This window comes from Pseudomonas sp. PB103 (assembly GCF_009764635.1).
Taxonomy (GTDB): domain Bacteria; phylum Pseudomonadota; class Gammaproteobacteria; order Pseudomonadales; family Pseudomonadaceae; genus Aquipseudomonas.
The window spans coordinates 30,958-43,164 of sequence record NZ_RWIL01000068.1 but is presented as its reverse complement, the minus strand read 5'-3'; the positions used below and the strand labels follow the sequence as shown (position 1 = coordinate 43,164).

General features: G+C 60.6%; 12 protein-coding genes. 9 read left to right on the top strand and 3 right to left on the bottom strand.

The annotated features are described in order from the left end of the window. Window positions 1-229: 229 nt before the first annotated feature. Genes EJA70_RS12900 through EJA70_RS12890 form a run of 3 tightly spaced genes read left to right on the top strand, consistent with a single transcriptional unit; the run spans window position 230 to window position 3,082 of the window. Window positions 230-1,321, top strand: coding sequence for a glycosyltransferase family 1 protein (locus tag EJA70_RS12900; RefSeq protein WP_178116856.1), 1,092 nt, complete (start codon window positions 230-232; stop codon window positions 1,319-1,321). After that, the gene (locus EJA70_RS12895) at window positions 1,314-2,090 is read left to right on the top strand and encodes a DUF2334 domain-containing protein (RefSeq protein ID WP_158831153.1); all 777 of its coding nucleotides are present in this window, start codon (window positions 1,314-1,316) and stop codon (window positions 2,088-2,090) included. The genes EJA70_RS12900 and EJA70_RS12895 overlap by 8 nt, the downstream gene beginning before the upstream one ends. Continuing rightward, the gene (locus EJA70_RS12890; RefSeq protein ID WP_158831151.1) at window positions 2,087-3,082 is read left to right on the top strand and encodes a lysylphosphatidylglycerol synthase transmembrane domain-containing protein; all 996 of its coding nucleotides are present in this window, start codon (window positions 2,087-2,089) and stop codon (window positions 3,080-3,082) included. Before EJA70_RS12895 ends, EJA70_RS12890 begins: the two co-directional genes overlap by 4 nt. An 86-nt stretch (window positions 3,083-3,168) precedes the next feature. On the opposite strand, the gene EJA70_RS30840 is transcribed toward EJA70_RS12890, so the two are convergent. Together EJA70_RS30840 and purU are read right to left on the bottom strand one after the other, a co-directional pair. Then, entirely contained in the window at window positions 3,169-3,345 is a 177-nt protein-coding gene (locus EJA70_RS30840; protein ID WP_178116855.1) for a hypothetical protein, read from the bottom strand. Between the two features lie 84 nt (window positions 3,346-3,429). After that, a complete protein-coding gene (purU, locus tag EJA70_RS12885) occupies window positions 3,430-4,278 on the bottom strand; it encodes a formyltetrahydrofolate deformylase (protein WP_007912774.1) in 849 nt (282 codons plus the stop codon). A 339-nt stretch (window positions 4,279-4,617) separates the two neighbouring features. On the opposite strand from purU, the gene mvaT reads away from it, so the two are divergent. Next, window positions 4,618-4,995 carry a histone-like nucleoid-structuring protein MvaT gene (gene mvaT, locus EJA70_RS12880; protein WP_007933316.1) on the top strand — a complete coding sequence of 126 codons (378 nt, stop codon included), beginning with the start codon at window positions 4,618-4,620 and terminating at the stop codon, window positions 4,993-4,995. A gap of 99 nt (window positions 4,996-5,094) precedes the next feature. Here the strand turns inward: mvaT and sbcB are convergent, their stop codons facing one another. Then, on the bottom strand, window positions 5,095-6,525 hold the full coding sequence (gene sbcB / locus EJA70_RS12875; protein WP_158831149.1) for an exodeoxyribonuclease I: 1,431 nt from the start codon (window positions 6,523-6,525) through the stop codon (window positions 5,095-5,097). A gap of 181 nt (window positions 6,526-6,706) precedes the next feature. Here sbcB and EJA70_RS12870 point away from each other — a divergent pair, with 181 nt between their 5' ends. From EJA70_RS12870 to EJA70_RS12850, 5 genes are read left to right on the top strand one after another with little or no spacing between them, the layout of a single operon-like run. Next, window positions 6,707-7,432, top strand: a complete 726-nt coding sequence (locus tag EJA70_RS12870) for an RDD family protein (protein WP_158831147.1) — start codon at window positions 6,707-6,709, stop codon at window positions 7,430-7,432. Then, a complete protein-coding gene (locus tag EJA70_RS12865) occupies window positions 7,429-8,406 on the top strand; it encodes a stage II sporulation protein M (protein WP_158831145.1) in 978 nt (325 codons plus the stop codon). The genes EJA70_RS12870 and EJA70_RS12865 overlap by 4 nt, the downstream gene beginning before the upstream one ends. After that, entirely contained in the window at window positions 8,393-9,940 is a 1,548-nt protein-coding gene (locus EJA70_RS12860) for a DUF4129 domain-containing protein (RefSeq protein ID WP_158831143.1), read from the top strand. Before EJA70_RS12865 ends, EJA70_RS12860 begins: the two co-directional genes overlap by 14 nt. Next, the gene (locus EJA70_RS12855) at window positions 9,937-11,100 is read left to right on the top strand and encodes a DUF4350 domain-containing protein (protein ID WP_158831141.1); all 1,164 of its coding nucleotides are present in this window, start codon (window positions 9,937-9,939) and stop codon (window positions 11,098-11,100) included. The genes EJA70_RS12860 and EJA70_RS12855 overlap by 4 nt, the downstream gene beginning before the upstream one ends. After that, window positions 11,097-12,098 carry a MoxR family ATPase gene (locus tag EJA70_RS12850; RefSeq protein WP_008080411.1) on the top strand — a complete coding sequence of 334 codons (1,002 nt, stop codon included), beginning with the start codon at window positions 11,097-11,099 and terminating at the stop codon, window positions 12,096-12,098. Before EJA70_RS12855 ends, EJA70_RS12850 begins: the two co-directional genes overlap by 4 nt. Window positions 12,099-12,207: the final 109 nt, after the last annotated feature.

Below are 12,207 nucleotides of genomic sequence, written 5' to 3'. Positions count from 1 at the left end.
GGGAAAGGGAGCCGATCTTCATGCTGTTCAAAACCTGAGTTCGACTGAAGACGTTCAGGTCGATGAATCAAGCCCAGACACCTCGGTCAGTCCCCTCTCCCTCCGGGAGAGGGTTAGGGTGAGGGGCTCTACCGCGCAATCCCGACCGAACATCTATTCTTGATAAAGGTCAACCAAGGGAGAACCACGCAGCGGAGGGTTGATCACCGTGCACATCGCCGACATCACCATGTTCTACGCCCCGGCCAGCGGTGGCGTACGGACGTATCTGGATGCCAAACATCGTCGCCTCGGCTTTAAGCCTGGCATTCGTCACAGCCTGTTGATCCCCGGTGCGCATTTCGGCGAAGACGACGGCGTTTACACGGTTCCCGCCCCTGCCCTGCCCTTCGGCAAAGGGTATCGCTTCCCGCTGCGCCTCGCGCCTTGGCGAAACGTCCTGCAGGATTTACAGCCCGATCTGATCGAAGTCGGTGACCCTTATCTGACCGCCTGGGCCGCGCTTGATGCGCGGCGGCAACTCGATGTGCCTGTGATCGGCTTCTATCACTCGGACCTGCCGCTGCTGGTCGGCAATCGCATGGGCCATTGGCTCACGCCGAATGTCGAAGCATACGTCACCAAGCTCTACGGCAATTTCGATCGAGTGCTGGCGCCAAGCCAAGTCATGGCCGACAAGCTCAGCAGCCTCGGCGTACGCAATGTCTTCGTGCAACCGCTGGGCGTCGATTTGCAAATTTTTCATCCGCACGCTGGCGACCGCAATCTGCGCGCCGAGTTGGGCCTCGCCGAAGACACGCGCCTGCTGATCTTCGCTGGACGAGGCTCGAAAGAGAAAAACCTGCCGGTGCTGCTCAAATGCATGCAGCGGCTGGGCCCGCGTTATCACCTGTTGCTGGTTGGCTCGTCGATGCCCGCCGTGGTGCCGGACAACGTCAGTGTCATCGATGAGTTCTGCCCGGCCCCACGGGTCGCGCAATTGATGGCCAGTGCCGATGCGTTGCTGCATGCCGGCGATCAGGAAACCTTCGGCCTGGTGATTCTTGAAGCCATGGCCTGCGGCATTCCGGTGGTGGCCGTCGCGGCTGGCGCGTTTACCGAAATCGTCAATGAATCGTGCGGCCTGCTTTGCACGCCGAACAACCCGCAAGCGATGGCCAATGCGGTGCGTGAGCTATTCAGCCGTGGCAACACCCGGCTTGGCCAGCAAGCCCGCCAACATGTCGACCAACATTACGCCTGGGACACGGTAGTGGACAGCCTGCTGGGTCACTATCACGCCGTGCTCGGTGATTCGTTGCCCAGAGTTGCCAATGGCTGAGCCCCTCGCCAAACCCGCCGTGTTGCTGGTGCTGCACGATGTAGCACCTTCGACGTGGGCGGATTACCAGCCGTTTGTCGAAGCGATCGACGCCCTGGGCAACGTGCCGATGACGTGGCTGGTCGTGCCGGACTTCCACCGCCACGACACGCTCGACGCTCATCCGGCGTTTTCGCGAATGCTCAGCGAACGCGTGGCACGCGGTGATGAACTGGCGCTGCACGGTTATTACCATGACGATCAGGAACCCGGCCCGCACACCCCGCGAGACTGGTTCATGCGCCGCGTTTATACCCACGAAGGCGAGTTCTATCGGTTGTCCCACGACGCCGCCCTGACCCGCCTGCGCGCCGGTATCGAAGTGTTCCAGCGCCACAACTGGCCACTACACGGTTTCGTCGCCCCGGCCTGGCTGATGAGCGACGGCACCCGCCAAGCCTTGCGCCAATTGCCGCTGAGTTACACCAGTGACCCGCAACATCTTTATCTTCTGCCGGACTTCACCCCCATACCGGCCCCCGGTCTGGTCTGGAGCGCCCGCAGTGCCTGGCGTCGAGGCCTGTCAAAAATGCTCAGCGAGCAGCGGCAACAGCGCTGGCGCCAGGCGCCGGTGATTCGGCTAGGCTTGCACCCCGTGGACATGCGTCACCGTTTTTCCCGTGATTATTGGCTGCACACTCTTCAACAACTGCTGGCGGATGGACGCGTACCGATGAGCAAAATCAACTGGCTGGCACAACAGCGCGGTCAACTGGAACACGTCGCATGAGTCGCGGCATTCTGTTACTGATCGGCTTGCTCGCGGCAGTGCTGATCCCGGTGGTGCTGGGCGGCGGCGAAATCTGGGCGCGTCTGCAAAGTTTTCCGCTGCACTGGCTGCTGGTCATGTTCGGCATGATCCTGCTCTGCTGGGGCATCAATACCTTGCGTTTACGCTTGTTGCTCGGCGATCAGCGCGAGCGCGTCACGCCACTGAAAAGTCTCGGCGTGGTCATGGCCGCTGAGTTCGCCTATTGCGCCACACCCGGCGGCAGTGGCGGGCCGCTGACGATCATGGCGTTACTGGCGCGCAGCGGCGTACGTCCGGCGCGTGGCAGTGCGGTGTTTGCCATGGACCAGCTCAGCGATTTGCTGTTCTTTCTCTGTGCGTTGAGTGGGATTCTGATTTACGCGCTGTTCCAGCACCTCAGCGATCGCCTCGAATGGCTGCTGATGGTCAGCGCCGTGTCGTTGTTTGGCGGCCTGTTCAGTTGCGTGTTGCTGGCACGTTACCACCGCGCCCTGATCCGGCTGAGCGGGCGTCTGTTGGCGAGGAGGAACGTCAAGCCCGGTACCCGTCGCCGTTGGGCGCGCAAGCTGCTGCACTTTCTCGCCGCGTTTACCGACACGTTGAAATTGCCCTGGCAAACCCTTGCCAAGGTGTTCGCCCTGACCTGCGTGCATTGGCTGCTGCGCTATAGCGTGCTGTATCTGGCCCTGCGCGGGCTGGGCGCAGACTTGCAGTGGGCGTGGAGTTTTCTGGTGCAGATGCTTTCGCTCGGCGCCGGGCAGTTCAGTCTGTTGCCAGGTGGCGCGGGGGCGGCGGAACTGACCTCGGCGGCCCTGTTGGCGCCGATGGTGGGGAAATCGACTGCAGCAGCGGCGATTCTGATCTGGCGGGTGGTGACGTATTACTTTTATCTGCTGGTGGGGGGACCGGTGTTTTTGTTGATGCTCGGGCGGCCGTTGCTGAGGAAACTGATGAAAGTGCGTCAAGCATAAAAGATCGCAGCCTTCGGCAGCTCCTACAGGGATTGGGTTTCAATGTAGGAGCTGCCGAAGGCTCGGGCCGCGATCGGACGATCTTTTCAGGCATCCACTGTGTCATCGTCCGACTCTGGTTTTACCTGCTCCCACAACTCGGCCGCACCGGGAAACTCGGTGCCATCCTCCGGGCTCATGTCCTCCGGGTCGTAGCGACTCAAACAACCCTCGCCCAACGTCGCCGGTGCTTTGGAAGTGGCTTTGTCCAGTGGATCGGTCATGGCTTTTCCTCAAAGCAGAAATGACAAAGGGTCTGGACGATTGAACGCCCAGACCCTTGGTTTTTCAAGCCTGCGGGCGCTCGATCAGAACACCACGGTCTTGTTGCCGTGCACCAGCACGCGATCTTCGAGGTGGTAACGCAGGCCGCGAGCCAGCACCATCTTCTCGACGTCACGGCCGAAACGCACCATGTCTTCAATGCTGTCGCTGTGGCTGACACGTACCACGTCCTGCTCGATGATCGGGCCGGCATCCAGCTCCTCGGTCACGTAGTGGCAGGTCGCGCCGATCAGTTTCACACCACGCAGGGAAGCCTGGTGGTACGGCTTGGCGCCGACGAACGACGGCAGGAAGCTGTGGTGAATGTTGATGACCTTGTGTGCATATTCGCGGCACATGTCCGGCGGCAGGATTTGCATGTAGCGCGCCAGCACCACCACTTCAGCGTCGTGCTGTTTGACCAGACGCGACACTTCATCGAACGCCGGTTGCTTGTCCTGCGGATTGACCGGCACATGGTAATAAGGGATGCCGTGCCACTCGACCATGCTGCGCAGGTCGTCGTGGTTGGAAATCACGCAGGAAATTTCGCAATCCAGCTCATCGCTGTGCCAGCGGTGCAGCAAGTCCGCCAGACAGTGCGATTCGCGGCTGGCCATCAGCACTACGCGCTTCTTCTGCTCGGTGTCGGTGATGCGCCAGTCCATCGAGAACTCTTCGGCGATCGGCGCAAACTTCTCGCGCAATACTTCAATACCGAATGGCAGCGAATCGGCACGAATTTCGTGACGCATGAAGAACCAACCCACCTGATTATCCGAGTGGTGGCTCGCTTCGGTGATCCAGCCATTGTGGGCTGCCAGAAAATTACTGACTTTGGCAACGATGCCAACGCGGTCCGGGCAAGAAATCACCAGACGAAAAGTGCGCATGAGGGGAAGACTCCAGAACTTCGCAAAGGCCGCCATTCTAGCGACTGCGCGGGAAAACTGCAGTATTGATGAGCGCTGGCGTGGGTTTAGGCAGACGATACGGCTTTTTGACGGGGATAAACGTCAACGTGATGGCGCTCTAGTGGCATCGCATCAACAGATCTTTGTGAATATCTGTGATGACTGCATCACACTATTTAACGGAACAATCAATTCATGCCTATTAATCGTAACTAATTTAAATAAAAACTCCGGTTAAATGTTTACTTGATGAAACAGCCTGACTATTATTGCGGCACTGTCCCCTGCCATTCAACACCTCCACATAAGGTAGTTCTCATGTCCTTGATCAACGAATATCGCGCCACCGAAGAAGCTATCAAAGAGCTGCAAGCCCGTTTGAAGAACCTGTCGCAAGACGACAAACTGCAAACCGAGCTGGAATTCGAAGGCAAACTGCGCACCCTGATGGGCGAATACTCCAAGTCGCTGCGTGACATCATCGCGCTGCTGGACCCAGAGTCGAAAACCAAAGCACCACGCGGCGGCGCAGTAAAAACTACCGGCACCAAGCGTGCTCGCAAAGTTAAACAATACAAAAACCCGCACAACGGCGAAGTCATCGAAACCAAAGGTGGCAACCACAAAACTCTGAAAGAGTGGAAAGCCAAGTGGGGCGGTGACGTGGTTGAAGGCTGGGCTACCCTGCTGGGCTAAGCCGCAACGCCCGTCGCTGATTGATCGGTGACGAAAAAAAAACGCCAGCCAATGCTGGCGTTTTTTTATGCCCGACATTTATGCCGGGCATGTTCGATTTCAAAGATCCAAACGTTTGCGTAATGCCTGGACATAACTCTGCCATTCATTGATCACCGCGCTCTGCATCGGCGTCGCACTAAGCAGCCACTGCTCGGCCGTGTTGATAAATGATGTCAGGGTATTTGGAGCCCCCCATTCAGGCACCGACAAACGCTGCTGGCAAAATATTCTCCAGCGTTCTTGCTCTTCAGAATTCAACGTATCGGGAAAGTTACGCGCTCGATATCGAAAGAGTAATTCAGGCAAACGTTCATCATCGAACGGCCATTGCTCTTGCGCTAATTGTGCCGGATCGGAGGTTCTCACTTGCTCGCACAGACGCCGATCACGGTCACCGATAAATCCGTCGTACAACTGTTGTTCCGGATCTTCGCTGGGGGTGAAATCTTCGCTGGCATAAATCGCCGCGACTTTATCTTTCCAAACTTGTTGTGCGTCAGTTAGTCGCAGTGCTCGCGCCTGATAAAGCGCCATGTCCAGACCCAGTCGCTGCTGATCTACGGCGCGCAACACCGACAACGGCGCCACCACCGGGCAACGATTGATGTGAATCAGCTTGAGCGGCACCGGCAATTCGCCTTCGAGCAAATCGTCGCGGCGCGTGTACAGGCGCTGGCGCAGGGTTTGCGCATCCAGGTCAAGCAAGCCCTGCGGGTCGAGGTGCAAGTCGCAGACAATCAACGCATTGCGATTTTTCGGGTGCCAGGCCAACGGCATGACCACGCCGACATAACTGCGTGCCGCCGAGAAGCGCCCGGAAATATGCACCAGCGGCTGCAACAGGCGAATCTGATCCATGACCTTCTGTTTGCTGCGCAATTGAAACAGCCAGTCATAGAGCTTCGGCTGTTTCTCGCGAATCAGTCTGGCCAGCGCGATGGTCGCGCGCACGTCGGATAACGCTTCGTGGGCATGCCCGTGATCGATGTTGTTGGCGGCGGTCAGGCGTTCGAGCTTGAGGGTGACGCGGCCCTCGTCATCGGTCGGCCAGACCAGGCCGTCCGGGCGCAATGCGTACGCGGCGCGCACCACATCGATCAGATCCCAGCGACTGTTGCCACCCTGCCATTCCCGGGCGTAGGGATCGAAGAAGTTGCGATAGAGGCTGTAACGGGTCATTTCGTCGTCGAAGCGCAAGGTGTTGTAACCTGCGCCGCAGGTGCCGGGCGCGGCCAGTTGCGCGTGTACGCGAGTCATGAAGTCGGCTTCGCTCAAACCTTTTTCGGCGAGCTGGCTGGGGGTGATGCCGGTAATTGCACAGGCCGCCGGGTGCGGCAGGATGTCTTCACTGGGCTGGCAGTAGAGGTTGACCGGCGCGTCGATTTCGTTGAGCTCGTGGTCAGTGCGAATCCCGGCGACCTGCAGCGGGCGGTCGTTACGCGGATTGATGCCGGTGGTTTCGTAGTCGTACCAGAAGATTGAAGTCACGGGCGGTTCCTGAACTGAAGATCGGCAAAGTCTAGGCGCTCAACCCTTGTCGCGGCCAGCCTCGCGTCATTTCTGCACGTTGCCTCACACGCGGTGCAATACATAGTGATGTCGTTTCCCCCCGAGAGGCTGCTAGCATCGGACGCACTTGCACCCCGAACAGGCGAACATCAGGTAGCCCATGCTCGAGACCACAGCACCGCCAAGGAAAGCATCGCTGGCCCCGCCGCTGGATACGCGGCATCAGGTCGAAACGCCGGAAGGCATCGACCTGCCCCTGCGTCCGGCCGGGTTGATGGTGCGGTCTGTGGCGTTCGCGATCGATCTGGGCATTCGCGGTGTGATCGCGGGCGTGCTGTTTATCGCGCTGGCGTTCCTCGGCAAGCTGGGTCTGGGTCTCGGTTCGTTGCTGCTGTTCGCGATCAGTTGGTGGTACATGGTGCTGTTCGAAGTACTGCGTCAGGGCCAGTCGCCTGGTAAACAGTGGATGGGCCTGCGCGTGGTCCACGATGACGGCACACCGGTGGGCTGGTCGGCGTCATTGCTGCGCAACCTGCTGCGCTTCGTCGATCTGCTGCCGTTCGGCTACTTTCTCGGCACCCTCAGCTGCCTGCATCATCCGACGTTCAAACGCCTCGGCGACATTGCCGCCGGCACGCTGGTGGTCTACAGCGAACGCAAGCTGACCCGCCCGCAACTGCCCGAGGCCGAACCGCGCCGTTCACCCGTTGTGCTGACCCTCAGCGAACAACGCGCGGTGCTCGGGTTTGCCGAACGTCAGGGCGAATTGTCAGCAGCGCGGGTCAATGAACTGGCCGCCCTGCTCGCCCAGCCGCTGCACATTTCCGCGCCCAAAGCCGTGGCGGAACTGAACGGCATCGCACGCGGCTTGTTGGGCCCGACATGAAGCAAAGCCTCTTCGAAAGTCGCCACAAGGTCGAATGGGAGCGTTTTGCGCTGGCCCTCGAACGTCTTGAACGCGGCAAGGGCACCTCGCAGGTCAGCGCTTTCCCCAAAGCCTATCGCCGACTTTGCCAGCACCTGGCGTTGGCGCAGGAGCGCGGTTACAGCAGTTTCCTCATCGACTCGTTGCAACAGCAAGTGCTGCGCGGGCATCAGCAGTTGTATCGCCATCGCAGTCGTCTCGGGGCCAATCTGCTGAGCTTTATCCTCGCCGATTTTCCGCGACTGGTGCGCGCCGAATGGCCTTTTGTGCTGGTCGCGGCGCTGTTGTTTTTCGGCAGCCTGATCGGTGTCGGTGTGTTTGTGTATGGGTTTCCCGAGCTGGTCTACAACCTGATCCCCGCCGAACAGGTGCGTGAGATGCAAGGCATGTACGACCCCGTCGCCGGCCACCTCGGTCGCCCCGCCGAGCGCGCGGCCAGCGAAGACTGGGTGATGTTCGGTTACTACGTGATGCACAACATCAGCATCGCCTTCCAGACCTTCGCCAGCGGATTGCTGATGGGCATCGGCAGCGCGTTCTTTCTGTTCTATAACGGGCTGGTGATCGGCGCGGTCGCCGGGCACCTGACCGAGATCGGTTTCGGCCAGACCTTCTGGCCGTTCGTCATCGGCCATGGCGCCTTCGAACTGACGGCGATTGCCCTCGCCGGCGCGGCCGGCCTGGAACTCGGCTGGGCGCTGATTGCCCCCCGGCGCCTGACCCGCGCCGAAGCCTTGAAACGCGCGGCGCGCAAAAGCGTCTTGCTGATCTGCGGAGTGATGGTGTTTCTGCTGATCGCGGCGTTCATCGAGGCCTATTGGTCGTCGAAAACCAGTGTCGCCCCGCTGACCAAATACCTGGTCGGCGCCGGGCTCTGGTTAATGGTCGCGGCCTATCTGTTGTTCGCCGGAAGGAATCGCCATGCGCCTGAGTGACGCCACGGTGGTGATCCGTCCACGCACAAGCTGGGAAGCCATGGATCTCGGCGTGCTGATGTCTCAGCAGCACCGACGTCTGTTGATGACCAGTTGGGCCATCGTCACCCTGCCGCTGTTTGCCGTGCTCAGTCTGCTGCTGTGGGATTCTCCGTCGCTGGCGGTGTTTATTTTCTGGTGGTTGAAACCAGCCTACGAACGCCTGCCGCTGTACATCCTTTCCAAAGCGCTGTTCGGCGAAACACCGTCGCTCAAGCAAGCGTTGCGCGAGTGGCCACGGCTGCTCAAACCTCAATTGCTGGCCAGCCTGACCTGGCGCCGGCTGAGCCTGAGCCGCAGCTTTCTGATGCCAGTGATGCAACTTGAGGGCCTCGATGGCAACGCGCGACAGCAGCGAGTAACCGTGCTTTCGCAGCGCAACGCGGGCGCTGCGCAATGGCTGACGATCATCGGCGTGCATCTGGAAACGGCGTTATGGATCGGCTTGATGGTGCTGTTCTACATGCTCCTGCCGCAGCCGATTGAAACCGATTGGGACTGGCAATCGCTGATTCTTGCGGCGGACCACGACTGGCGCTGGCTGGAGCACCTGACCAACGCTTTTTATGCGCTGGTGCTGGTGGTCTGGGAGCCGATCTACGTCGCCTGCGGGTTCAGCCTTTATCTGAACCGCCGCACGCACCTGGAAGCCTGGGACATCGAACTGGTGTTCCGTCGCTTGCGCCAACGCCTGAACAACGCTGTGCTGGGGCTGCTGCTGGCGGTGTTTTTGATATTGCCGAACGTGCCCTCGGTGTGGGCGGCCGAAGCCGACAGCGGTTCCGATGCTCCGCGCTTGTTGAATCAGCCGCTGACCAGCCAGGCCTCGCGCGACAGCATCAAGGCCCTGCTCGAACAGCCGCCGTTCAAGAACAAGGAGTCCGTCACCCGCTACCGTTTTGGCGAAGACCCCGCAGCGCCAGCCAAGGATTCAGAACCCGGTGAAGCACCGCAGTGGCTGAAAACGCTGCTGGGATGGCTCGACGGTCAGCATTTCAACACGCTGGCCAAGCTGATCGAGGTGCTGCTGTGGGGCACGGTGATTGCCTTGCTCGGCTGGCTGATCTGGCATTACCGTGAATTTCTGCGAGCCTTCGTCAGCCGCCGCCCGTCCCTGCCGGCAAAACCCAAGCGAGCGCTGCCGCAACAAGCCTTCGGCCTGGATTTGAACCGCGACACCCTGCCCGACGACATCGCCACCCGCGCCGAACAACTCTGGCAAACCCAGCCCCGCGCGGCGCTGAGCCTGCTCTATCGCGGTCTGCTCAGCCACCTGCTGCACGACTTTGCGCTGACCTTGAAACCCGCCGACACCGAACATCAGGTGCTGGCGCGCGTTGAACAATTGCAGCGCCCGGAGTTGCTCGCATTCAGCCGCGACCTGACCACTCATTGGCAGAACATGGCCTACGGGCATCGAATCCCGGCGGCGCATCTGCAACAGCAATTGTGCGATGGCTGGCGCGCCCTGTTCGGTCACGGAGCCCGGGTTTGAACCGGCGTTCACTGTGGTGGATCGGCGCGCTGATCGGTACGCTGCTTGTCGCGTTGAGCGTTTTTCTGTTCCTCAAGGCCAAGCCTTATCAGGAAGAAGTCGATCATGGCCCCTCGCCTGCCGTGCAGGCCAATCCGTATCTGGCGGCAGAGCTGTTCTTACAGCAACGCGGCCTCAACGTCAGCCACGCCGAAAGCCTCGCCATACTCCCCGACATCGACCCACGTCGACACACGCTGCTGTTGTTCAACGACCGTTCACGCATGACCCCGCGTCAGGTCGAGCAAGTCCTCAACTGGACGCGCGCCGGTGGGCGGCTGGTGTTTGTCGCCGAGTCGATATGGGACGAGCAGACCCGCCAGAGCAACGATCTTCTGCTCGATCGCGTGCAACTGCATCAGTCGCTGAGCAAAGATCTCAAGGAGCCACCCAACGATCAGGAGCCAGAGCGCTTCCCGCAATTGACCAAGCTCTATCTGGAAGATGAAGACGCACCGGCCTATGCCGGTTTCGACACCGATTTCCACCTCGACGACCCGAAAGATCTCGCGCAGGCCTGGGCCAACAGCGCCAAGGCCACGCACATGATGCAACTGCCCTACAGCCTCGGCTCGACCACCGTGGTCACCGACGCCGAGTTGTGGAAGAACAAAACCGTCAGCCAATACGACAACGCCTGGCTGCTCTGGTACCTGAGCGCCGACACCGACGTCACGTTGATCTACAACACTGAGCACGACGGGTTGCTGACCTTGCTTTGGCGCTACTTCCCGCAGGCCATCGTCGCCCTGCTCGCCTTGATCGGCCTGTGGCTGTGGCATGTCGGCGTGCGTCATGGCCCGCTCCAGGCGCCGGCCCCGAGCGGGCGGCGACGGTTGCAGGAGCATCTGCGCGCCAGCGCCGATTTCGTCCTGCGCCACAATGGTCAGCAAGCATTGCTGCAAGCGCTGCAACAGGACGTGTTGCGCCGCGCTCGACGCCGTCACCCCGGATTTGATCGATTGAACGTCGCCGAACAATGGCTGGCGCTGTCACGCCTGACCCGCCAGCCGACCCGTGCCATCAGCCAGGCCCTGAGCCCGGTTGCGAACCAGCGTTTGTCCAGCGCCGAGTTCTGCCGTCAGGTCGCCCACCTGCAAACCTTGAGGAACACGCTATGAATGAACAGACCGAGCCCGGCAGCGCCAGCCACGCCGCCCAGCAACGCCAGCGCGCCAGTCAACTGGCGCAGGCGGTTCGCAGCGAATTGCAGAAAGCCCTGATCGGCCAGAATCAGGTGATCGACGACGTGCTCACGGCGTTGATTGCTGGCGGCCACGTGCTGCTCGAAGGCGTGCCAGGGCTGGGTAAAACCTTGCTGGTGCGCGCATTGGCGCGTTGCTTTGGTGGCGAGTTCGCGCGTATCCAGTTCACCCCGGACCTGATGCCCAGCGACGTTACCGGCCACGCCGTGTACGACCTGCAGACCGAGCAGTTCAAACTGCGCAAAGGCCCGCTGTTCACCAACCTGCTGCTGGCCGACGAGATCAATCGCGCGCCGGCAAAAACCCAGGCGGCGTTGCTCGAAGCGATGCAGGAAAGGCAAGTCACCCTCGAAGGTCGCGCCCTGCCGATCGCGCAACCGTTCATGGTGTTGGCAACGCAGAACCCGATCGAACAGGAAGGCACCTACCCCCTGCCCGAAGCCGAGCTCGACCGGTTCATGCTCAAAGTGCGCATGGATTACCCCGACGCCGAACAAGAGCTGAACATGGTGCGTCAGGTCAGTCGCTCGACCCGCGCTGACATGCTCGATGTGCAACCCCTGCGCACGGTGCTGCAAGCCAAGGATGTGCAGGCCCTGCAACGCATTGCCAGTGATCTGCCGATGGATGATCAGGTGCTCGATTACGCCGTTCGGCTGGCACGCAGCACCCGCACCTGGCCGGGGCTGACCCTCGGTGCCGGGCCGCGCGCCTCGATTGCGCTGGTACGCTGCGCCCGTGCCCGCGCGTTGCTGCGCGGCGGCGAGTTCGTGATTCCCGACGACATCAAGGGCTGCGCGCTGGCCGTGCTGCGCCATCGCGTGCGCATCGCTCCGGAGCTGGACATCGAAGGCTTGCAAGTCGATCAGGTGTTGCTGCAACTGCTCGACCAGATCCCGGCGCCGCGCCTGTGAAATCCGTTTTGGGCAGAAAAGATCGCAGCCTTCGGCAGCTCCTACACATCACTCATGTAGGAGCTGCCGAAGGCTGCGATCTTTTCAACGAACACCCCGGTGCCATGCC